Genomic DNA, 20932 nt, shown 5'->3' on the forward strand with positions numbered 1-20932 from the left:
CGAGCACTGAGGCACGGCCGGACGCTTGTCAATGGGGGTTGGTTGGCCGCCTGGTCGTCAATCAGGTTCGGCGGTTACCTCAACGAACGGGTAGGAGGCGAACCCAACCAACAGATGATCGCCGTCCTCGCTGAAGGCGAAGACATGGATTTCGTCATGGTGCAGCGTCGCGCGGCAAAATGTGCCCGGTTGTGAGAGGTTCTCGGGGCAAGTTTCCAGATCAGTGTGAGCGATGGCTGTTTCGAACAGTTCGTAATCCATTTGCAACGCCTCGTCCGCTGTGGCGGTTGAGGCAAAGATGCAGGTGACAATTGCAAGTCTCGGTATCATGTGAACGACCCTTTTTTGTGTTCAACCTTTTCGCGCAGATAATACCTGATTGAAATAGTCGGAAATAAAAAGTCCCAATGGCCGTGCTGCGTCATTCTTCCGCACGTCAGTCGCCAAACTGCGATTACCCCCGGTGCCTCTCACCGGGTCTCTGGTCAACTGGCGATACCGTGGTTCGGCATGGGCATGGCCCTGACGATGTGATAGCGCTGATCCGATTGTCATGTCCTGATGGTTTAGCAATGCGCGCGGCTCAGTCACCCCCGTCTCTGGTTACCCTGGTCTTCGCGACCGCGTTGTCGGTGTTGTCGCTGAACATGTTCCTTCCGTCCCTTGCACGGATGGGAGAGGATTTTCGGGTCGACTACGCCCTGGTCAATTTGTCTGTCGCAGGATACCTGGCCGTTTCTGCCGTATTGCAACTGATCATGGGGCCTCTGTCCGACCGGTATGGTCGCAGACCCATCTTGTTGATTTGTATGGCGATCTTCGCCTGCGCCTCACTCGGATGCGTGTTGGCTGAGTCGATCTGGGTTTTCCTCGGTTTTCGCCTGTTGCAGGCCGCAGTTGTCGCGGGACCGGTACTGTCCAGCGCGTCGATCCGGGATATGTACCCACCGAACGAGGCGGCAAGCAAGCTGGGTTACGTCGCAATGGCCATGGCGTTGGCACCGATGCTTGGCCCGATGCTGGGCGGAGCCCTGGACATGCTGTTTGGCTGGCGCGCGGGGTTTGTACTCTATTCCGCTCTGGGCGCTGGGATGTTGGTGTTGCTGTGGGCGGATATGGGGGAAACAAACACCAATCGCTCGTCAACATTTGCGGCACAGCTCAGCGAGTACCCGCACCTGTTTCGTGCGCGCCGGTTCTGGGGGTATGCTTTGTGTGCCGCGTTTTCGATTGGCGGTTTCTACAGCTTCATCACCGGTGCACCGCTGGTGGCCGCTGCCTGGTTCGACCTGAGCCCGGCAATGCTTGGATTGGGGATCGGGATCATTACCGGCGGTTTTATGATCGGCAACTACATCACCGGGCGCATCGCAGCCCGCACTCGATTGACCACAATGATCCTGATCGGACGGATTTGCGCATCGACCGGGCCGTTTCTGGGGCTACTTCTTTTTCTGAGCGAACTGGGTTCGGTCTGGGTTTTCTTCGGGTCCGCCGTCTTCGTGGGATTTGGCAACGGGCTGACGAATGCCAACGCCTCCGCAGGATTGATGTCGGTTCGCCCCAAACTCGCAGGCAGTGCCGCCGGGCTGTCAGGCGCGATGATTGTCGCGTTGGGAGCTGTCCTGACCTCGATGACCGGCGCGTTGGTCAGCCCGGAAAACGGGCCCATTCTGGTTCTCGGTATGATGTGCGCAAGCAGCTTTATCGGCCTGCTGGCCGTACTTTACGTGCGTTGGGTAGATCGCATCGATCCGCTACCTGAAGCAATATAGTCGACAAAGGCCGGAACCGCCCATCATTCCACTTTTCATGAGCGAGATACCGTGTTAGGCGGCGCGCGATGGATTTCGGCGTGGATTCCGCGCCATATATTAAGGAGAGGCCGATATGGCACTGGAACGCACATTCTCGATCATCAAACCCGATGCAACCCGCCGCAACCTGACTGGCAAGATCAACGCCAAATTCGAGGAAGCCGGCCTGCGCATCGTTGCGCAAAAGCGCATCCACATGACCAAGGAACAAGCCGGCAAGTTCTACGAGGTACACGCCGAGCGTCCGTTCTATGACGAACTGTGCGAATTCATGTCGTCGGCTCCGGTCGTCGTTCAGGTTCTGGAAGGCGAAGGCGCCATTGCAAAGAACCGCGAAGTCATGGGCGCGACCAACCCAGCAGACGCAGCCCCCGGAACCATCCGTGCGGAATTCGCCGAGTCGGTTGGCGAAAACTCGGTCCACGGTTCGGACGCGCCGGAAACCGCCGCCGTGGAGATTGCATATTTCTTCTCGGGCATCGAGCTCGTCGGCTAAGCACTCATTGGGTGCAGCTTGTATGGCCGCTCCCGGCATCGGGGGCGGTTTTCTTGTTCAAATCTCTTTGAGGTCTCGCGGCGCCACGCGCACCCCGATCGCGTCCAGATCCGAGATCATTTGCGATTCCGGTGCCGAAGTCGTCCCGGCCTTGAGAGCATCAAATCTCTTGCGCAACTCTTTTTTCTCGTCGCCCTTGCAATCGTTCCAGGGACGGCCCTGCAACCCCATTACCAACACATAGTATCCAATGAAATGTGGACGTGTTCCGGCCTGCAAAAGCTGGGCATAAGCAGCATCTGCACCCAGTTCACGCAATTGCTGGGCCGAGTGGATTCCCGCGCGGGCGCAGGCTTGTTCAAAGGCCGGACCGAGATTACGGATCGAGGATACGGGATCGGACATGGCTTTGTCTTATCCGGGCTAATCCGGGCTGTCACCTGCGCATTACGCTGGGTCACTTGATCCGCGGCTTGATACGCATTCGAATTCACGATTACATGACGTCATGCTGTCATGGGGTCGCGGATGTCCAAAGGCAAAGGAGCCGGTGAGAAATCGGACAAAGGTAAGAAGAACACGTCGCTGCGACTGGAAAGCAAGACCCTCAAGGCGTTGAAAATCCGCGCGATCGAAGAGGGGACGAGTGTCCAGAAGATCGTGGAAGCTCTGGTCGACGAGTACCTTGAGACTCCGAGAAAGGGCAGTTCATGACATTGAAATCAGACGGTTTTGTTGTCCTGCCGGGAACGTTAGATGAGGCTGCGCTTGCTCGGATTTTGCCCGATCTGACCATAGAGGTTCACGAGACCGGTATGTGCAAGCCCTTCAGCCTGTTGGACTGCCACGACCAGTCACTGCGGGCGGCGGGGCGAATACTGATTGAAAGTGGTGGAAACCTGCACCTGATTCAGGAGGATGGACGATCCTGGCTGCAACGCGCCAAGGGAAATAAGCGGTTCGTTGAGGATTTGCCCAATGGTCCTGTGCGGGGGAAACTGAGCGACTTCCCGAAATTGCGGGCCCTGACGGAGATTGGAACGGGAGAGATAGAAACCAAGGCGCTTACTTTCCTGGACGACCTGCAAAAAACATTGGTTCGCGGAAAGACACTGTCGCTGAAGTCCAATGCAGGTCAGGTCACTATCGTTCAATTGCAATCTCTGCGTGGCTATGACCGTGCTTTTGCAAAAGCCTTGACGGGATTGGCCGGAATCGAAGGGGCCGAAACCGGATACGAGACTGTTTTTTCGCAGTTGTATCCGGACATGCTACGCTATCGGGCAAAGCCCGACATTCCGCTGGGAAAAACAGAACCAGCCATTCAGGCCGCGACTGACATAATCCGAACATTTCTGGAAGTCGCGCGTGAGAATGAAGCGGGCGTCATCGCCGATATCGATACAGAATTCCTGCATGATTACCGGGTGTCACTGCGTCGTGTTCGGTCCGTTCTCAGCTTGTTCAAAGGCGTGTATTCCGACGATCTGACCGGTCAACTGAAGAAAGCGTTTTCTGACCTGATGGCACCGACAGGTCGCTTGCGGGATCTGGATGTCTATCTGTTGGAGAAAGACAGTTATTTCAACCTCGTGCCGCCCTCTCTTCATGTTGGTCTCCAAGAGATGTTTGCCCAGTTTGAGGCAGAGCGCGTCCAGCAATTGGCGCGGTTGTCCCGTCGGCTTCGCAGCGCGAAATATAACGCAGACATGCAGGCGTTGGCGGCGAGATTTCAAGACTATACGCAATTGGCGGCCGGGCAGAATGCGGATGTCGGTGCTTATGGGTATGCCCGAACGCTCATTTGGAAACGCTATCGCAAAGTCTGCAAGCTGGCCCGCAGCATAACGCCAGGCACCCCGGACGAGACCGTTCATGAACTGCGCATCCACTGCAAGAAGCTACGGTATCTTATGGAATTCTTTGGGCCTTTGTTTGACGAGAAAGCCTTTAAAACGATCATCAAGCCCTTGAAAAAGCTCCAGGATAATTTGGGCGCATTCAATGACTGCTCGGTTCAGCAAGAGTCGTTGTTGAGTTTTGTGACGCAAAAGACATCTCGCTCTGGTCAGGCGAATGCTCAATTGGGTATGGCCGTTGGTGGCCTGGTTGCAGTGCTGAGCCAACGGCAAATGGCGGAACGTGATCGTGTCATCGCGAATTTCGAACATTTTGACAGTCCAAAGATCCGCCACTTGTTCCGTAGCCTGTTTCATGCGTCGGAGGATTAAGAAATGAAGGTCATCGCCTGCTACAGCAACAAGGGCGGGGTCGGAAAAACGGCCACTTCAGTGAACCTGGCCCATGCCTATGCGCAAGCCGGTAAGCGTGTGCTGTTATGCGATCTGGACCCGCAGGGTGCTTCGGGGTTTTACCTGCGTGTCAAACCGTCAAAGAAGTTGACCGAGGCGCGGTTTTTTGAGGACGTGAAACGCTTTACCAAATCCATTCGGGCCAGCGATTATGAAGGGCTGGATGTGCTTCCCGCCAACCTGACCTTCCGCGATTTCGATATCTTCCTGTCACGGATGCGGAACAAACGTTCTCGATTGAAAAAAGCTTTGAAGTCGGTTGGCGGGGACTACGACTTGATCATCCTCGACTGTCCGCCGAACTTTTCAACTCTTTCCGAGAACATTTTCAAGGCGGCGGATGTCATCGTTGTTCCGGTGATACCGACCACATTGTCAGAGCGGACTTTCGATCAACTGGTCGGGTTCTTCGAAGCCAGCAAATTGCCCAAGAAGAAGCTGAGGGCCTTCTTCTCGATGGTGCAGAAACGCAAGAGAATGCATCAGGAAACGATGCGGGCCATGCGCAAGCAGTACCGCAAGCGGTTCCTTCAAGCCAGTATTCCCTTTGCCGCCGAAATTGAACGCATGGGCCAGCACCGCGCGCCTTTGCAGGCCTACGCCGGTCGTCGCGCTTCGGGCGCGGCCTATCAGGCGCTGTTTGACGAATTAGAGAACGGAGCGACCGCAGCGAAATGAGTACGGAGATCGAACGCAAATTCCTCGTGGCTTCGTTGCCGGATCTGAAAAACGTGCAAAAGGCGGTGGTGCGTCAGGGTTATCTGACTGCGCCCGACGACTCGACCGAACTGCGTTTGCGACAGAAGAACGCCACCTATTTTCTTACGCTCAAAGGTGGCGGTTCAATGGTTCGTGTGGAACGAGAAACCGAGATTTCTGCGGAGCAGTTCGAAACCTTCTGGCCCGAGACATCTGGTCGCCGTGTCGAGAAAGAGCGGTATACAGGGCAACTCGCAGACGGGCGGATCTATGAGCTGGATGTGTTTCAGGGCGACCTTGCGCCGTTGCGTCTGGTCGAGGTTGAGTTTGACACGGAAGCCGAGGCCACCGAGTTCACGCCACCGGACTGGTTTGGTGCCGATGTGACCGAAGACAAACGCTATAAAAACAAGAATATGGCGATCAACGGTGTGCCCGACTAAGGTTTTCGCGCCAACTGTATGAAGGTTTCCAGTCCCGGTTCGCGATTTCGCGCCAGGAACGTTCCGCCATGCATGTGGGCGATGGCAGCAACCAGCGCCAGACCCAACCCGGCATTTCGCCCGGTTCGGGCAGGGTCCAGTGTCACGAAGGGCAGTTTCAGTCGCGGCAGGTCAGCTTCGGGTACACCAGGGCCGCGATCGCGAACACTGAGCAGGGCGTTGGGGCCATCCTCAGCAAGATTTATGGTAATCGCTGTTCCGGCCGGTGCATACCGCATCGCGTTTTCCAGAAGGTTTGACAAGGCTTGCGACAGAAGGGGGCGATGCCCCTGAATCGGTTCGGCCGTCCCCGTCACCTCAAGGCGAATACCCTGGTCCGCGGCGACGGGCTCGTACAGCTCGACCACATCCCCGACCAGTTGTAGAAGGTTCACCTGTTCGAACTGCTCGCGTCCCAGGCCGGCCTCGGCCCTCGAAATCTCGGTAAGCTGGCTGAATACTCGCAGCAAATGGTCGATCTCCACCGTCGCCCGGGCAATATCGGCTTCACGCTCCTGATCGGATTTGCCGGGTTCGGCCAGCGCTTCGATCCTTTGACGCAGCCGCGACAGTGGTGACCGCAGGTCGTGCGCAATCGAGTTCGACGTGGTGCGCAAATTGCTGATCAGCTCCTCGATCCGATCAAGCATGTTGTTCAGGGTGCCGGCCATCTGATCGAATTCATCGCCAGTACCTCGAATGGGCATTCGGTGAGACAGGTCCCCCGACACAATGTCATCGGCCGTATCAGCAATATCTTTCAGACGCGAGAACACCAGCCGGGTCAACAGCCAGCCGGTCAACAGGCTGAGTGCGAAGGCGGCGGCCAACGCCAGTACGACCGAGCGCCATAGCACCCGGTCGAATTGCTGTCGGGCTTGCGCATCGCGTCCGACCAGCAAACGCTCGCCGCCAGGCAACCGGACAGAGGCGGCGGAAATCGGAACAAACTGATCGGTGTCGACCTTTCGCAGGTTCAAATCGACCCAACCGCTTCCTGCGGCAATACCTTCCGGCCAGCTCGTGAGATTCCCGGCCAGTTTTAAACCATTGCGGTCAGCCAGCAGGTACACCGCGTCCCGTTCTGGTGCGCTTGGGAGGCGTCTTTCGATGGCGGTCATCAGGCCGATCAATCCGCGCCGCTCATATTCATCTGCCAGCCCAGTAAGCTCGGCCGAGACAACAGACCGGGTCTCGCCTAAAATGGTACTGTTCGCCGTCACATAAACAACTGCCAGAACGGTGGCCGTCAGCAGTGTGCTGAGGACCATGCTGGCCAGAACCAGCCGCGTGCGTGCGTTTTTGAGCGACAGGCGCAGTTCAGCCATCCGATACCATGTATCCGGCGCCACGCACCGTCTCGATCAGGGGATCGGCGCCGTCTTCGTCCAACTGCCTGCGCAGCTTCGAAATATGCACGTCCACGACGTTTGTGTTCGGGTCAAAATGGTAGTCCCAGACACCTTCCAGCAGCATGGTACGAGATACGACACGGTTCTTGCGGCGCAAAAAGAACTCGAGAATCTGGAACTCGCGCGGGGTCAGGGTGATTTCACGCCCGCCGCGCGTAACTTTGCGGGTCAGCAGATCCATCTCGAGATCGCGGCAGGTAAGGGTGGGGGTTTCTTCCGCCTCTTGCGGGCGGCGCAACAGGGCTTCGATCCGGGCATGCAATTCCTGGAACGAGAACGGTTTGACCAGATAATCGTCTGCACCGCTTCGCAGGCCTTTGACGCGTTCGTCCACGGCGCTCATCGCGGTCAACATCAGAACCGGTGTTTTCAATCCGGCCGCCCGCATCGACTTGACCAGGGACAACCCGTCCAGCCCCGGCAGCATTCTGTCCAGTACGACGGCGTCAAACCCGCCATCGGTGGCGTGATACAACCCTTCGCGACCGTCCGATGCAATCTCGACCACATAGCCTTCTTCAGCAAAGCCCTTGGCAATGAAATCCCGAGTGTCGGCGTCATCCTCAACAATCAACAGGCGTCTACTCATACATGGGGTCCTTTCATACGGGATTTAAGCACAGATGATGGCTAAAAAAAACATGCCGGGTGCGAAGCCGCACCCGGCCGTCCCGGCGGCACGTGGACAAACCATGCCAGCCAGGAGGCGCGCACCTAATTTCCCCATCAAAGGTACGCGCTGGGGGGTTAGGCAAGCTCAACCGCAACGAAGATCTGATTGCCGCCGCGATTGATCAGAACCAGTGCCGGATCAGTCTTTTCGCTTTCCAATGCGGTTTGCAGAGCGTCCGGTGTCGCCGTGTCCTGATTGCCAAGGCGGATGATGACATCGCCACGCTGCAATCCGGCCTTGGCCGCAGGGCCTTCGGGCTGCAATTCGGTCACAACCACTCCGTCCACGGTCTCGGCCACACCGATTTCAGCGCGTGCGGCTTCGGTCAACGGTGCAACTGTGACACCCAGAGCGCTGTCCGCGAACTTGTCTTCAACCACGGTATCGCTGGTTGCAGCGGTCGATTGATGCTGACCAATGGTCAGTTCGATCTGCTGCTGCTTGCCATCCCGCAAAACGGTAAGGACGCTATCGGTACCGGCTTTGGTCGTGCCTACAAGGATCGGTAAATCGCTGCTGGTTTTGACGGCCTCGTCGTTGAAGGACAGGATCACGTCGCCTTGCTGCAACACACCATCTGCGGGGCTGCCGGAAACAACATCCGACACCAGAGCACCGGTCGCTGCGTCGATACCCATGGCTGCCGCAAGTTGCGGGCTGATGCTCTGGATCGATACGCCCAGCCAGCCGCGGCTGACCTGACCGTCATCGCGCAAATCGGCGGCAATGTGTTCAACAATGTTCGAGGTCACGGCAAAACCCAGCCCAACGGAACCGCCGCTAGGCGAATAGATGGCCGAGTTCACACCGATCACTTCCCCTTCCATGTTAAACAGCGGGCCGCCCGAGTTGCCCTTGTTGATCGCCGCATCGGTCTGGATGAACTCGGCATATGGACCTTCCGAGATGTTGCGGCCCTTGGCCGACACGATACCGGTGGTGACCGTCGAGTTGAGTCCGAACGGGTTGCCGATGGCGACAACGTCTTCGCCAACGCGAATGACATCGCTGTCGCCCATTTCGACGGCCTGAAGGTTCTCACCGGCATCGATCTTGAGCACGGCAATGTCTGTCAATGGATCGGTGCCCACGATTTCAGCCTCGAAGGTGCGGTCATCGTTCAGGCGAACCGTGATCGTGCTGGCATTGTCGACAACGTGGTGGTTCGTGACGATATAACCCGCTTGGTCCAGCACGAAACCGGATCCCAGACCCTGACTGGGTCCGCGTTGTGGCATGTTGAATCCTTCGGGACCACCGAACCGCTTGAAGAATTCACCAAACGGATGGCCCTCAAAATCGAAATCCTGTCCCTGTGCGGGCGCAGGGGTCGCGGATTGCTCGGCGATGATGGTCACGACCGATGGCGACACCGCCTCGACCAGATCAGCCAAGGCCTCGTCTGCCATCGAGGGGAGGGCCGTGGTGGCCAACATGGCCGCGCCCAGGGCGCCAGCGCCGATCCAGTTGGACGTACGCGGGAAAAGCAGTGAGGATTTTCGGATGCTCATTATGACTCCTGTATGTGTTTGGCGGTTCAGTCCGCGCTTGGAAACAGGAGATGCCGCATCAGTCTTTGGGGTTTATGTGCGGAAGATTAAGAAACCTTAATTTTGCCACTTTCTGATGCGCTAAACGGGCTGTTCCGGTTTCGGATGAACAGAATCACGCTGATGCGCGTCAGTCGAATCGGTGGATTGTTGCCGAGATGGGCAGGGAGTTGTCAAAAGTGTTGAATTGAATCATTTTTGTTAACAAAGAAACGGCAGCGGCGAAGTCTGGCAATGAGAACCCGTATAGGTAGAAATGAGTTTTTTCTGCATTGGGGCTGACATCGCGCAGGTATCTGCAAAACAGTGGTTTTGAGAGATTTCCGTTTGAAAAGAACCAAATCGATCGAGTTTGAACTATCCGAGCGCGCAACCTAAGCGGGAATCAATGGGTGCGCGCTGTTGCGCAAAAGCAAGGCCGCGACCAGCAAAATTAGCCGCTTTCTCCAATTTTACATTGTTTGCGCGCATCTTATGGGTGACGATGAACTTGCCCAATCGAGGGGGGCCTGAGGCACTAGGGGGTGTCAACGGCATATGACAGTTACCGTAGGCGCTGAGCTGCTTGTTAACGAGGGGGTCTTGTTTAGGTTCGGCAGCGATCACGGAAAACCCATGAGGTGATCCGGTCGCGCGTTCGGGATTGGTGAAAAGTGGTAGTCTTGATTTAGGGCAACCGGCCCGGTCGTTATCGACCGGGCCGTGTTCATTTTGCGACCTTGTTTTGTGGCAATGTTTTCAAGCGGAACGGTCATTTCTCCAGCGTGTCCAATCCTCGGGCGTATCCAGATCCAGCAGGGCGTTTCGCCCCTGAAGACGCTGGACATGCACTTTGTTCTTGCAAGCTTTCACCACGGACTGAGCGCCGCCATCACCAGACAGCTCCGACAGCCGACCAAAAAGTGACCGGTCGAAAACAACCGGGTGGCCCGGAATGCCGTCGCTGGTCGCTCCGCGCCAGATCAAGCAGCCGGGATTGTCTGTCATGGATCCCTGTACCGCCAACAAGTCAGCCTCGGTCAGGTCCGGCAGGTCCGCCAGCAACACCATCGCCGCCGAGGCATCGGGCGCCACGTGTTTCAGCGCGCCGCGAAGGCTGGCGTTCATACCCTCTGCTGCGTCTGGGATCGGCACCTTTTCCACTTCGAGCCCGTCCAGCGCGCCATAACGCGGGTGCGGAGGGGGCGGCAGGGCGACAATGACCGGCCCCACGGACATTGCCCGCAGCGCTGTTCGGCGCAGTAAAGTCATGCCGTCGACCACCTGCAACAGTTTGTCTGTACCACCCATACGGCGCGACTGACCGGCGGCCAGCAGGATGACGGGAATTCGTATCATACCGCCACCATGCCGTCAGACGGGCAACAAGTCATCCCCGCATACGCGCGCCATCCGCATCGAACAATGGCGTCGAGATCACGCGGGCCGGGCGCATTTGCCCCAATATCTCGATTTCAACCTCCAGCCCATCGGCTACGCGGTCAGTTGGCAGAAAGCCCATGGCAATGGATTTCCGAGCGAAGTGAGAATATCCGCCTGAGGTACAGAAACCCACAACCCGACCTTCAAGCCAGATCGGTTCATATGCGTTGACATCGGCATCCGCAGCGTCGACTTCAAACGCCACCAGCTTGCGGGCCGTACCGTTCGCACGCTCTGCCTCGGCAGCTGCACGACCTACGAAATCGGCATTTTTGGCGAATGAGATAAACCGGTCCAGCCCAGTTTCTGCCGCCGTATAGTCCGGTGAAAATTCACGCATCCACGAACCAAAGAACTTGTCCAAGCGCAGACTCATCATCGCGCGCATTCCGAACGGCACCATGTTGTGCGGCTGTCCGGCCTGCCACAATGTCCACCACAATTGCCGCTGGGCCATCGGGTCGCAGTAGATTTCATAACCCAGGTCGCCGGTATAGCTGACCCTTTGGACCGTGCAGTCTGTCATGCCGACAGTTATGCGCTGCACGTCAAGGAATTTGATGCCCGAAATGTCTTCGCGTGTACAGGCGGCTAAAACCTCTGCCGCTTTGGGACCGGCGATCTGGAACCCGTTCAGACGGTCGCTGATGTTTTCGATGATCACGCCGTCCCGCGCGTTCTGCAGGAACCAGCGCATGTGGAACGCCTGGCTGCCATAGGACGCGGTCAACTGGAATTCATGTTCACCAAGGCAAGAGATGGTGAAATCTCCGATCAGCTTGCCCCGGGATGACAGCATCGGTGTCAGGGACAGGCATCCGGGCTTCGGGATACGGCCCGCCATGATCCGGTCCAGCCAGTCACGGGCACCGGCGCCGGTGATGCGGTATTTGCCGAAATTGTGCACCTCGTTGATACCCACGCCCTCGCGCACCGCCCGCACTTCGCGACCGGTTGCGTCAAACGCGTCCGAGCGGCGGAAGGACGGCGTTTCGTAGCCCGGCTCATCGCCCCGTGCGAAATAGTTCGGCACTTCCAGCCCGAATTGCTGCCCCCAGACCGCGCTCAGATCGGTGAAGATATCATACATCGGCGTGGTTCGATTTGGGCGCGCGGCGGGCAACTCCTCGTTCGGGTAGGCAACGCTGAAACGTTTCTGATAATTCTCGATCACCTTTGGTCGCGTGTAACCGGGGCTGATCCAGTCGCCGAAGCGGGCCACATCCATGGCAAAGACGTCGCGTTCGGGCTCACCCTCGATCATCCACTGCGCCAAAGTCAGGCCGACACCGCCACCCTGGCTGAACCCGGCCATGACGCCACACGCGGACCAATAGTTCCGCATGCCGGGAACCGGGCCGACCAGAGGGTTGCCGTCAGGCGCAAAAGTGAACGGTCCGTGGATTACCGATTTCACTCCGGCCTCGGCCAGAACCGGGAAGCGGCGATAGGCGAATTCGATACTGTCTGTGATTTTGTCGAAATCATCCGGCAGCAACTCGTGCCCGAATTCCCACGGGGTGCCGTCCACGGCCCAGGGTTTGCAGGGCTGTTCATAGAACCCGATGCACAACCCGCGTCCTTCCTGCCGCAAATAGCTTTCACCTGCCGGGTCCATCACATGCGGATGCTCACCGCCCGCGTCGATGATCGCCTCGATCTGGGGGATCGAATCCGTGACCAGGTATTGATGTTCCATCGGATGCAGCGGGAAGTAGACCCCGGCCATCGCGCCAACTTCACGCGCCCACAGGCCACCTGCGTTGACAATATGTTCGGCATGTATGGTGCCTTTGTCCGTGACCACGTCCCACGTACCGTCGGGGCGTTGGTTGGTTTCGCGCACCATGCAATGAGTTTCGATTGTGGCACCTCCCATTCGGGCGGCTTTGGCGTAGGCGTGGGTTGTCCCCGACGGGTCAAGGTGGCCATCCAGTGGGTCGTAGAGTGCCCCGATGATCCCGTCAGTGTTGGTAATCGGAGCAATCTTCCTGATCTCGTCCGGCCCTACAATCTCGGTTTCGAGTCCCATGAACCGGTGCTTGGCGCGTTCGGCCAACAGCATGTCGAACCGGTCCTGATTGTCGGCCAGTGTGATGCCACCCACATGATGCAGCCCGCAGGACATGCCGGTGATCTCTTCCAGCTCTTTATACAACCGGATCGTATAGCCCTGAAGCGCGGCCATGTTGGTGTCGCCGTTCAGCGTGTGAAACCCGCCCGCCGCGTGCCAGGTCGATCCGCTTGTCAGTTCCGAGCGTTCCAGCAGCATCACATCGGACCAGCCCAGCTTGGTCAGGTGGTAGAGAACGGAACATCCGACGACGCCGCCGCCGATCACTGCGACTTGGGTAGTGCTTTTCACATTGGCCTCCTGCTGTTTTGCAAAACCTGTCGCCGGATCGCGCGCAATACTGTTCCGTTAGCGACAACAAGTGTCGTTTGCTGCGAAGCACACCACCCAAGCCCGTACCGAGACGGACGCGCGGGACCGGTCACACATCCAAGGTTTCAGGACATGCAGCAGAGACCATGCCAGCGCCCGCAAAGTTCAGCGGCCAAAAAATCCGAGACTTAACCAGATGCTACAGGGGACGTATTTTCAGCCCGGTGATCCGGTTACCTTCGCGTGCCGTGACTTCGAACCGGAACCCGTGGAACGAGAAAACCTGACCCACGATCGGGATCATCTGTGCTTCGTGGATCACCAGACCCGCCAGCGTGTTGGCCTCTTCATCGGGCAGGGACCATTCAAGCGCCCGGTTGAGGTCGCGAATGGTCATGGCGCCCTCGACCAGGTATTGCCCGTCCTCGGTCCGGGTAACCGGCACGTCTTCGTCGATATCGAATTCATCGGCGATTTCGCCAACGATCTCTTCCAGAATGTCCTCCAGCGTAATCAGCCCGCGCAGCGAGCCGTATTCGTCCACGACCAACGCAAAATGGCTGTGCATTCGAAGAAATTCGCGCATCTGGTCGTCCAGAGTTGTGGTTTCCGGAACGAAATACGGGTCATTTGCCACTTTTGCGATGTCAAATTTCTTTAGCCGGCCCGTGTCGCCCCCTGTTCCGCCAACCTGCGCATACATTGCGCGGAACAAGTCCTTGGCATGGACAACGCCCACGATGTTTTCGGGCTCGTCCCTGAAGACGGGCAGGCGGGTGTGAGGACTTTCGAGACATTGCTTCAGGATCGCCTCGGGTTCGTCATTTGCATCGATCATCTCGATGTTCGAGCGATGCAGCATGATTTCTTCCACCGCCCGGTCGCCCAGATCCAGTGCGCCAAGAATACGGTCCCGGTCTTCTTTTTCGACCACGCCTTCGGAGTGGCCCAACTGCAGCGCACCGGCAATTTCCTCGCGCACTGCAAGGATATTGCTGTCCGGGTCGATCCGAACGCCGAACACGCGCAGAACTCCACGAACCAACAGGCGGACTGCGGCCACGACGGGTGAAAAGACCGTCACGACAATGCCGATAACAGGCGCAACGGCGGCCGCCGCCTTTTCCGCATTGGTGATGGCATAGGTCTTGGGCAACACTTCGGCGAAGATCAGCACGAGAAATGTCATCACCAGCGTCGCCAGCGCCACGCCGCTTTCCCCGAACAGTTTAGTGAAAAGGGCCGTTGCCAGTGAAGCCGCAAGGATGTTCACAAGGTTGTTGCCCAGCAGGACCGATCCGATCAGACGTTCGTTGTCTTCGGTGATATCCAGTGCCTTGCGCGCTCCGCGCGATCCCTTGTCTGCTTGCGCCCGCAGTTTGCCGCGGGATGAGGCCGTCAGAGCCGTTTCCGAGCCAGAGAAAAAGCCCGACAGCACGAGCAAGAGAAGGATAGAGCCTGATGTGATCCAGAAGGCGCCATCAAGCAGAGAGTCTGTGGGTTCCATCGGTCCTTGATTATTCTTGATACTGCATCCGTTATGGGGGCGCTGCCCCGTCTGATCAAGGGGTTAGCCCTTGTCGCCCGGATCATCCTTTGCCAGAGGGTGGTGTTCCAGCACCAGTTCGGACAGGCGTTCGTCCAGAACATGGGTGTATATTTCGGTCGTTGCGACATCCGCGTGACCCAGCAGTGTCTGGATGGATCTGAGATCAGCACCATTGGCCAACAGGTGGGTCGCAAAAGCGTGGCGCAACGTATGGGGTGTGACCTTTTCCGGGGTAACACCGCCCTGAACCGCCAGTTCCTTGACCAACAGAAAGAACCTGTGCCGGGTCAGGTGACCGGATTTACCGCGTGAGGGGAACAGGAACCGAGACCGTTGCGCCCCTTTGGACACAGCGTCTTCTTCCGCTTCATCCCGAAAGATCAACCAAGCAGCCAGCGCCTCGCGTGCAGGCGGCGACAGCGGAACCATCCGTTCTTTGCCGCCTTTTCCCAGAACCAACAACATGCGCGGATCGCCTCGAGCTGATGAGACGGGCAAAGACACCAGTTCAGTCACACGCATTCCGGTGGCATAAAGCAGCTCCATCAGGCAGGTATTGCGTACTTTGTCCGCCGTGCTGCGTCCGGTTTGACGCGCGGCCTCAAGCAGCCGGTCGACCTCGACGACATCCAGCGTCTTGGGCAGGCGTTTCTGCCGTCCCGGGCCCTTGATCTGAATGGCCGGATTGGCCTCTTGCCAGCCTTCCTCAAAGGCAAACCGATAAAGCTGCTTGATGGCCGACAAGCGGCGTGCACGGGTCGAGCGTGCCAAGCCTTCGGCGTCGCAATCGATCAGATAGCTTTCGATCTGATCCCGGTCGGCGCTGGCAAAGCTTGATTTGTGTCGATCCAGCCACTCTGAGAAATTACGCAGATCACGCCCGTAAGCAAGCAGCGTGTTCGTGGCCGCGCCAAGTTCAGCTGCCTGCGCTTCCAAAAAAGTGGATATCCACAAATCCTGTGTAGCAGGTGCCGTCATGGTCAGGCCCCGTTCAGGATCATCAGCTGCAATGATGCGCGGCGTGCCGTATCTTCGAGGCCGACGCGCCGAAACGCAGCGATGGCTGCGGTCAGGTCTACCAGATTACCCCGCGCGCCATGGGCAAACAGGTTCATCGATTCCAGAATGGCTTCGCCCAGCTGCTCGTTTTTCAGCATCGTATCAATGTCTGACGGAATGGGGGCGGACCAAGCAAACCCTTCCGAGATCGCATCTGCCAACGGAGAAGGAGAGCGCGCCCGCCTGGGATCCCCATGCGCCAGTGCGGCAAGAAACTGGTTTTCCTCGGGTCCGTCGGGTTCCGCCAGTGCAGCCTCTTCATAAAGCTCGGATAACAACAGAACACGCCAGCGCAGATTCTCCGCAATGGCATCTTCAAGCGAAACGTTTGACAGTCTGTCGGCAAAGAGCTCGGCAAAGGGAACTTCAAGCCCAATACTGCGCATCTGCTTCCACGCTTCGGGCAGAGTTTTTGCGACGCCGTCGGGATTGTTGGGTTGTAGCGCAGAATCAAAGCGCTGAATGGCGGCCACCCGATCCCAGACTGCGCCGGACGCTGCGGGTTTGCGTTCCGTATATAGCCCCAGCAATTGATTGGGGGTCAACGCTCCGATACGTGTCAGGCGTTCAGCCGCTTCGACCTGTGCTTTCCACCCGGCCACGTCACGCAGGTCTGCGTTGGCAAAGGCGCGGGGCAGCGATGCCGTTGGCAGCCGTTCACCAATAGCCTCGAACAGGCGGAAGGTCAGCGGGTCCGGGTCCTCGGGCTGCGGTAGATATGCCGCGCCTTCGAACAGCTCGGGGCTGAGAAAGCGGTCCAACAGGTCCAGTTCTTCTTGCGGCAAGACCTGCAACGCATGCGCTGCCTCAAGTGTCAGGGCGGCCGAGGTCCAGTCGCCGCGTCGCGCCTTGCAGAATATCTGGGCCGCATAGTCCCGTGACAGGTGGGGCTGCGCGATCAATGCCGTACAACTGCGATCCTCGTCACCCGTCAGCAATGTGGCATCGAACCAACGTTTGAAACGGTCTTGCGAGTCGGTGGGTCCTGCGAGTTGCACCAAGGACTGAACCGGGTCCGCCGCACCCAACTGCATTAGACGGTCCAGCCGAGCCATCAGCAGTTCGTCTGGTGCATCAGACACTGCAGGTGGGCGGGCTTCGGACAGAAGCAAAGTGAACAGCAGTCGCTGCATGGCCGGGTTAGCCTTGACCGGAACACGCGCGATCAACTCGGCCAACCGCGCGGGATCGCTTCGCTGCCAAAGGTTCACGGGCAGGCCGGTGACTGACGAAGATACCAGCCCCAGGGGCGGCGACAGGGCCTCAAGCGGTGTGACATGCACATCGGGTTGCAGCCCGGTCTGTGTCACAGGGGGCTCAAGCAGAACAGTGCCAGGCAGGTTTTCGGGCGGGGCGGACAGCCAGTCGATAACCGACAAAGGTTCTTGCGTCTGGGCTTGTGCCGCACCCGCCAGAAACAGCGCCAGAATGGCGGTTTTAGTCGGCATTCAGAATGACCGGTTCACGGATTTCACTTTGCGGCGCGGAAAAATCCACCCCGAAGAACGGCCCCAGATAGGCATAGCCCACCAGCCCGATGAAACACAGGCAAATGATGTAGAGCAGGAACTTTAACAGACGGCCCATGGGTAAACGCTGCCTCAATTTTTGGTTTTGTCCAAGTTATAACTGGCATTTTTCGCAAGATCACGTCATTCACGATGAAATGAGCGAAATTAAGCATAACACCCGTCAGGCAAGCAAAGCGCAACGGTATGATCTGCACAAAACCGTTGTTATGGTTGGCATGATGGGCGCTGGGAAAACAGCGGTGGGCAGGGCGTTGGCCGCCCGGCTTGGTGTTCCGTTTCTGGATAGCGATGCCGAGATCGAATCGGCCGCCAATATGACCATCCCCGAGATTTTTGCCCGCGACGGCGAGGATTTCTTTCGCGCAAAGGAAAGCCAGGTCATCAGCCGGCTTCTGGACGAGGAACGAGGCATTCTGTCGACGGGTGGCGGTGCTTTTCTGGCGGAAGGAAATCGCCGGATGATCTCGGAACGCGGAGTATCTGTCTGGTTGCGCGCCGACCTGAATGTGTTGTGGAACCGCGTGCGTCACAAGGACACGCGCCCGCTTTTGCGTACGGCCGACCCCTATGCGACCTTGCGCGCGCTGTATGAGGCGCGGGTCCCGATTTATGAGCAGGCCGATCTGGTGGCCGATTCCGACGGCGAAACCGCGATTGAAGAAATGGTGGACAGGGTGCTGGTCAAGCTGGTCACGCGCCCGGATGTTTTGGAACAGAAGTAAATGCATCAAACCGTACATGTCGAGTTGGGCGACCGATCCTATGACGTTGAGATAGGCCCTGATCTATTGGCGCAGGCAGGAGCGCGTATCGCTCCGCTATTGCCGCGCCCGCGCGTGGCTGTTTTGACGGATGAGACGGTTGCCGCGCTGCATCTGGATGCATTGCGGGACGGTTTGGGCGCAGCAGGCGTCGAGGTGACGTCGCTGGCTCTTCCAGCCGGTGAAGCCACCAAAAGCTGGCCGCATTTTGAACGCGCGGTCGAATGGCTGCTGGCGGAAAAGGTCGAAAGACGGGATGTTGTAGTCGCTTTTGGCGGCGGCGTGATCGGCGATCTGGCCGGCTTTGCGGCCGCCGTGTTGCGGCGCGGGGTGCGATTTGTGCAGATCCCAACCTCGCTGTTGGCTCAGGTGGACAGTTCGGTCGGCGGCAAAACAGGCATAAACGCGCCGCAAGGCAAGAACCTGATTGGTGCGTTTCACCAGCCCTCGCTGGTGCTGGCCGATACGTCGGTACTGGGAACACTGAGGCCACGGGATTTCCTCGCTGGATATGGCGAAGTCGTTAAATACGGCCTGTTGGGCGATGCGGATTTCTTTGAATGGCTTGAAGTCAATGGTCCGTCCCTCTCGGCAGGAGACATGGCAACACGTGTCCAGGCTGTGACCCGTTCGGTGCAGATGAAAGCTGATATCGTGGCGCGGGATGAGACCGAGCAGGGCGATCGGGCCCTGCTGAACCTGGGTCACACTTTCTGCCACGCGCTGGAGGCCGCGACTGGCTACTCCGACCGTTTGCTGCATGGCGAAGGCGTCGCCATCGGCTGTGCGCTGGCCTTTGAACTGTCGGCGCGTTTGGGCCTGTGTTCGCAGGAAGACCCCAGCCGCGTGCGCGCGCATCTGCGCAACATGGGAATGAAGACCGATCTGGCCGACATTCCCGGCGATCTACCGGGGGCCGAGGCATTGGTCGGTCTGATGGCACAAGACAAAAAGGTCGTGGATGGTCAACTTCGGTTCATTTTGGCACGCGGGGTCGGACAGGCCTTTGTCACATCCGACGTGCCGCGGGATGCCGTGCTAACTGTCCTCGAAGACGCTTTGGCAACTTGTTAGGGCGTGGTGATCAACGCCCCTGTATCACCATCAACTCGCCAATGTTCTCGCGGGTAATATAGCCGACCATATGTCCGGCCTCGGTACAGACTGCGATGGCTGGCGCGCCTTTGTGCAAGCCTTCCAGTACCTTGTTCAGCCCGCTGGTCAAAGCAACCTGCGGAATGTCAGCCTCCATAATGGAAGTCGCGCGGTCAGAGCGAGGATGATCCTCGGCCAGCGCTGTGAACAGCCGGTTTCGCGTCACAAAACCCAGCAATGCTCCATCGGGACCGATCACGGGAAACTCGTGTTGCGTCGTGTGAATGACCGCCTGCGCGGCAGTGCTGAGCGTGTCGTCCGGCGTAAGCGCGCGGAACTCGGTAATCATCGCGTCGCGCGCCATCACGCGCCGCGCGACCGAACGCATTGCGACGTCCTGGCTTTCGGCATTTGCAGCAACAAAGACGAATACGGCAATCAACACGAGAATGGGATTGGCCGTGGTCAGCCCCAGAAAACCGAGGCCAACGGCAACAAACTGCCCCGCAAAGGCGGCGATGCGCGTGGCTTTGGCACGATCCATCTTCAGGCATAACAGCGCACGAAATACCCGCCCGCCATCCATGGGGAACGCAGGGATCATGTTGAACACAGCCAGCAGCAAATTGACAAAGGCCAGACGGCTGAGGAGATCGGCACGGGGCGAGTCGATCTGGGCCAGCGAGTCGATCTGCATTCCCGCCCCCAAAACGACCAGGATCAACCAGATCACCACATTTACGGCGGGGCCGGCGAGGGCCACCCAGACCTCTTGCATCGGGTTTTCCGGCATCCGCTCCAGCCGTGCCAAACCGCCGATCGGCAGCAAGGTGATGTCAGGTGTCTTGATGCCATAGCGCCGCGCCATCAGTGCGTGGCCGAACTCATGCGCAATGACACAGACAAAAAGTGCCAGAACGAAAAGGATGTTGTCGATGGCTGCCGGCCAGCCACCACTGGAATAGGCGGCGAACCCAACCCATGCCAGCAACAGGAAAAAGGTGACATGGACCCTCAGTTCCGAGCCGAGCAACCGGCCGAGCGAGAAGGACCATGCCATATTGTGTCTCCGATTTGGTTAGAACGGAATCTCGTCGTCGTCGATCCCGCCGGATGCCGGTGCGGGTGCGCTGGACGAACCACCATAGGGATCGCCGTATCCGCCGCCGGCCTGACCACCGCCGTACCCGCCCGACTGACCGCCGCCTTCGCCGCGGGCATCCAGCATGACCAGGGTCGAGCCGAACCCCTGAAGGACAACTTCGGTCGAATAGCGGTCCTGGCCCGACTGGTCCTGCCATTTGCGGGTCTGCAACTGACCCTCTACATAGATCTTGGAACCCTTGCGTAAATATTGCTCGGCGACGCGCACAAGCCCTTCGTTGAAGATGGCGACCGAATGCCACTCGGTCCGTTCGCGGCGTTCACCGGTGTTGCGGTCCTTCCAGGTTTCCGAGGTCGCAATGCGCAGGTTGCAGACCTTGCCGCCGTTCTGAAAGGTCCGAACCTCGGGGTCGCGACCCAGATTTCCGACCAGAATGACCTTGTTGACTGAACCCGCCATGTATTCCCTCGTTCTTTTCTGACTGGAGTGCGCCCGAATCTGGCGCAGATTTCTTCTGCTGACCCTATACGGCCTGCGTCTTGGTTAAAACACGGTTGATAACGCAACGGTCATCGCGAAAAT

General features: G+C 58.2%; 21 protein-coding genes. 8 read left to right on the forward strand and 13 right to left on the reverse strand.

All coding sequences use genetic code 11. The features are described 5' to 3' along the window. Window positions 1-57: 57 nt before the first annotated feature. Window positions 58-330: a hypothetical protein gene (locus tag AC2TEL_RS01725; RefSeq protein WP_480839240.1), complete on the reverse strand. Its 273-nt coding sequence runs from the start codon at window positions 328-330 to the stop codon at window positions 58-60. A 242-nt stretch (window positions 331-572) separates the two neighbouring features. On the opposite strand from AC2TEL_RS01725, the gene AC2TEL_RS01730 reads away from it, so the two are divergent. Both AC2TEL_RS01730 and ndk read left to right on the forward strand, forming a co-directional pair. Further along, window positions 573-1775 (forward strand): multidrug effflux MFS transporter, encoded by a 1203-nt coding sequence (locus tag AC2TEL_RS01730; protein ID WP_480901554.1) that lies wholly within the window; start codon window positions 573-575, stop codon window positions 1773-1775. Between the two features lie 115 nt (window positions 1776-1890). Then, a complete protein-coding gene (gene ndk / locus AC2TEL_RS01735) occupies window positions 1891-2313 on the forward strand; it encodes a nucleoside-diphosphate kinase (RefSeq protein ID WP_068334875.1) in 423 nt (140 codons plus the stop codon). A gap of 57 nt (window positions 2314-2370) precedes the next feature. Here ndk and AC2TEL_RS01740 read toward each other — a convergent pair whose 3' ends face one another. Then, window positions 2371-2718 (reverse strand): TfoX/Sxy family protein, encoded by a 348-nt coding sequence (locus AC2TEL_RS01740; RefSeq protein ID WP_480901555.1) that lies wholly within the window; start codon window positions 2716-2718, stop codon window positions 2371-2373. A 123-nt stretch (window positions 2719-2841) separates the two neighbouring features. On the opposite strand from AC2TEL_RS01740, the gene AC2TEL_RS01745 reads away from it, so the two are divergent. The 4 genes from AC2TEL_RS01745 to AC2TEL_RS01760 are packed head-to-tail and all read left to right on the forward strand — an operon-like array spanning window position 2842 to window position 5767. Beyond that, window positions 2842-3027 carry a ribbon-helix-helix protein, CopG family gene (locus tag AC2TEL_RS01745; protein WP_480839246.1) on the forward strand — a complete coding sequence of 62 codons (186 nt, stop codon included), beginning with the start codon at window positions 2842-2844 and terminating at the stop codon, window positions 3025-3027. Next, complete coding sequence (locus AC2TEL_RS01750) at window positions 3024-4544, forward strand: CHAD domain-containing protein (protein ID WP_480901556.1); 1521 nt, start codon at window positions 3024-3026, stop codon at window positions 4542-4544. Before AC2TEL_RS01745 ends, AC2TEL_RS01750 begins: the two co-directional genes overlap by 4 nt. Before the next feature lie 3 nt (window positions 4545-4547). Beyond that, window positions 4548-5303, forward strand: a complete 756-nt coding sequence (locus AC2TEL_RS01755) for a ParA family protein (protein WP_480839250.1) — start codon at window positions 4548-4550, stop codon at window positions 5301-5303. Continuing rightward, a complete protein-coding gene (locus tag AC2TEL_RS01760) occupies window positions 5300-5767 on the forward strand; it encodes a CYTH domain-containing protein (RefSeq protein ID WP_480901557.1) in 468 nt (155 codons plus the stop codon). The genes AC2TEL_RS01755 and AC2TEL_RS01760 overlap by 4 nt, the downstream gene beginning before the upstream one ends. Here AC2TEL_RS01760 and AC2TEL_RS01765 read toward each other — a convergent pair. The 9 genes from AC2TEL_RS01765 to AC2TEL_RS01805 all read right to left on the reverse strand — a co-directional run bounded on the left by AC2TEL_RS01765 (window position 5764) and on the right by AC2TEL_RS01805 (window position 17444). Next, window positions 5764-7134, reverse strand: coding sequence for a sensor histidine kinase (locus AC2TEL_RS01765; RefSeq protein WP_480839254.1), 1371 nt, complete (start codon window positions 7132-7134; stop codon window positions 5764-5766). The two genes, AC2TEL_RS01760 and AC2TEL_RS01765, sit on opposite strands and share 4 nt — an antisense overlap. Further along, entirely contained in the window at window positions 7127-7807 is a 681-nt protein-coding gene (locus AC2TEL_RS01770; protein ID WP_480839256.1) for a response regulator transcription factor, read from the reverse strand. Before AC2TEL_RS01770 ends, AC2TEL_RS01765 begins: the two co-directional genes overlap by 8 nt. A gap of 158 nt (window positions 7808-7965) precedes the next feature. Beyond that, complete coding sequence (locus AC2TEL_RS01775) at window positions 7966-9402, reverse strand: DegQ family serine endoprotease (protein ID WP_480901558.1); 1437 nt, start codon at window positions 9400-9402, stop codon at window positions 7966-7968. 777 nt (window positions 9403-10179) lie between these two features. Next, a complete protein-coding gene (locus AC2TEL_RS01780) occupies window positions 10180-10779 on the reverse strand; it encodes a nucleotidyltransferase family protein (RefSeq protein ID WP_480901559.1) in 600 nt (199 codons plus the stop codon). A 31-nt stretch (window positions 10780-10810) separates the two neighbouring features. Next, window positions 10811-13228: a GcvT family protein gene (locus tag AC2TEL_RS01785; protein ID WP_480901560.1), complete on the reverse strand. Its 2418-nt coding sequence runs from the start codon at window positions 13226-13228 to the stop codon at window positions 10811-10813. A gap of 220 nt (window positions 13229-13448) precedes the next feature. Beyond that, window positions 13449-14756 (reverse strand): HlyC/CorC family transporter, encoded by a 1308-nt coding sequence (locus AC2TEL_RS01790; RefSeq protein WP_480839264.1) that lies wholly within the window; start codon window positions 14754-14756, stop codon window positions 13449-13451. Between the two features lie 63 nt (window positions 14757-14819). Then, the gene (locus AC2TEL_RS01795; RefSeq protein WP_480901562.1) at window positions 14820-15776 is read right to left on the reverse strand and encodes a site-specific tyrosine recombinase XerD; all 957 of its coding nucleotides are present in this window, start codon (window positions 15774-15776) and stop codon (window positions 14820-14822) included. 2 nt (window positions 15777-15778) lie between these two features. Beyond that, a complete protein-coding gene (locus AC2TEL_RS01800) occupies window positions 15779-17305 on the reverse strand; it encodes a hypothetical protein (protein ID WP_480901563.1) in 1527 nt (508 codons plus the stop codon). Beyond that, a complete protein-coding gene (locus AC2TEL_RS01805; protein WP_480839270.1) occupies window positions 17295-17444 on the reverse strand; it encodes a hypothetical protein in 150 nt (49 codons plus the stop codon). Before AC2TEL_RS01805 ends, AC2TEL_RS01800 begins: the two co-directional genes overlap by 11 nt. A gap of 79 nt (window positions 17445-17523) precedes the next feature. Between AC2TEL_RS01805 and AC2TEL_RS01810 the strand changes: the two genes are divergently transcribed. Together AC2TEL_RS01810 and aroB are read left to right on the forward strand one after the other, a co-directional pair. Further along, entirely contained in the window at window positions 17524-18111 is a 588-nt protein-coding gene (locus tag AC2TEL_RS01810; RefSeq protein ID WP_480901565.1) for a shikimate kinase, read from the forward strand. Then, a complete protein-coding gene (aroB, locus tag AC2TEL_RS01815) occupies window positions 18112-19224 on the forward strand; it encodes a 3-dehydroquinate synthase (protein WP_480901566.1) in 1113 nt (370 codons plus the stop codon). 10 nt (window positions 19225-19234) lie between these two features. On the opposite strand, the gene AC2TEL_RS01820 is transcribed toward aroB, so the two are convergent. Both AC2TEL_RS01820 and ssb read right to left on the reverse strand, forming a co-directional pair. Continuing rightward, entirely contained in the window at window positions 19235-20305 is a 1071-nt protein-coding gene (locus AC2TEL_RS01820; RefSeq protein WP_480901568.1) for a site-2 protease family protein, read from the reverse strand. A gap of 18 nt (window positions 20306-20323) precedes the next feature. Then, window positions 20324-20809, reverse strand: coding sequence for a single-stranded DNA-binding protein (gene ssb, locus AC2TEL_RS01825; protein WP_480839278.1), 486 nt, complete (start codon window positions 20807-20809; stop codon window positions 20324-20326). Window positions 20810-20932 lie beyond the last annotated feature (123 nt).

Source organism: Ruegeria sp. HKCCD9138 (assembly GCF_057220975.1).

Excerpts from the sequence above, each read along its gene's own strand:
- AC2TEL_RS01750 (WP_480901556.1), top strand. The coding sequence starts at position 3,024 with ATGACATTGAAATCAGACGGTTTTGTTGTCCTGCCGGGAACGTTAGAT.
- AC2TEL_RS01780 (WP_480901559.1), bottom strand. The coding sequence starts at position 10,779 with ATGATACGAATTCCCGTCATCCTGCTGGCCGCCGGTCAGTCGCGCCGT.
- AC2TEL_RS01755 (WP_480839250.1), top strand. The coding sequence starts at position 4,548 with ATGAAGGTCATCGCCTGCTACAGCAACAAGGGCGGGGTCGGAAAAACG.
- AC2TEL_RS01820 (WP_480901568.1), bottom strand. The coding sequence starts at position 20,305 with ATGGCATGGTCCTTCTCGCTCGGCCGGTTGCTCGGCTCGGAACTGAGG.
- AC2TEL_RS01760 (WP_480901557.1), top strand. The coding sequence starts at position 5,300 with ATGAGTACGGAGATCGAACGCAAATTCCTCGTGGCTTCGTTGCCGGAT.
- ssb (WP_480839278.1), bottom strand. The coding sequence starts at position 20,809 with ATGGCGGGTTCAGTCAACAAGGTCATTCTGGTCGGAAATCTGGGTCGC.
- AC2TEL_RS01740 (WP_480901555.1), bottom strand. The coding sequence starts at position 2,718 with ATGTCCGATCCCGTATCCTCGATCCGTAATCTCGGTCCGGCCTTTGAA.
- AC2TEL_RS01725 (WP_480839240.1), bottom strand. The coding sequence starts at position 330 with ATGATACCGAGACTTGCAATTGTCACCTGCATCTTTGCCTCAACCGCC.
- AC2TEL_RS01810 (WP_480901565.1), top strand. The coding sequence starts at position 17,524 with ATGAGCGAAATTAAGCATAACACCCGTCAGGCAAGCAAAGCGCAACGG.
- AC2TEL_RS01730 (WP_480901554.1), top strand. The coding sequence starts at position 573 with ATGCGCGCGGCTCAGTCACCCCCGTCTCTGGTTACCCTGGTCTTCGCG.
- AC2TEL_RS01795 (WP_480901562.1), bottom strand. The coding sequence starts at position 15,776 with ATGACGGCACCTGCTACACAGGATTTGTGGATATCCACTTTTTTGGAA.
- AC2TEL_RS01790 (WP_480839264.1), bottom strand. The coding sequence starts at position 14,756 with ATGGAACCCACAGACTCTCTGCTTGATGGCGCCTTCTGGATCACATCA.
- AC2TEL_RS01765 (WP_480839254.1), bottom strand. The coding sequence starts at position 7,134 with ATGGCTGAACTGCGCCTGTCGCTCAAAAACGCACGCACGCGGCTGGTT.
- AC2TEL_RS01745 (WP_480839246.1), top strand. The coding sequence starts at position 2,842 with ATGTCCAAAGGCAAAGGAGCCGGTGAGAAATCGGACAAAGGTAAGAAG.
- AC2TEL_RS01770 (WP_480839256.1), bottom strand. The coding sequence starts at position 7,807 with ATGAGTAGACGCCTGTTGATTGTTGAGGATGACGCCGACACTCGGGAT.
- aroB (WP_480901566.1), top strand. The coding sequence starts at position 18,112 with ATGCATCAAACCGTACATGTCGAGTTGGGCGACCGATCCTATGACGTT.
- ndk (WP_068334875.1), top strand. The coding sequence starts at position 1,891 with ATGGCACTGGAACGCACATTCTCGATCATCAAACCCGATGCAACCCGC.
- AC2TEL_RS01805 (WP_480839270.1), bottom strand. The coding sequence starts at position 17,444 with ATGGGCCGTCTGTTAAAGTTCCTGCTCTACATCATTTGCCTGTGTTTC.
- AC2TEL_RS01800 (WP_480901563.1), bottom strand. The coding sequence starts at position 17,305 with ATGCCGACTAAAACCGCCATTCTGGCGCTGTTTCTGGCGGGTGCGGCA.
- AC2TEL_RS01775 (WP_480901558.1), bottom strand. The coding sequence starts at position 9,402 with ATGAGCATCCGAAAATCCTCACTGCTTTTCCCGCGTACGTCCAACTGG.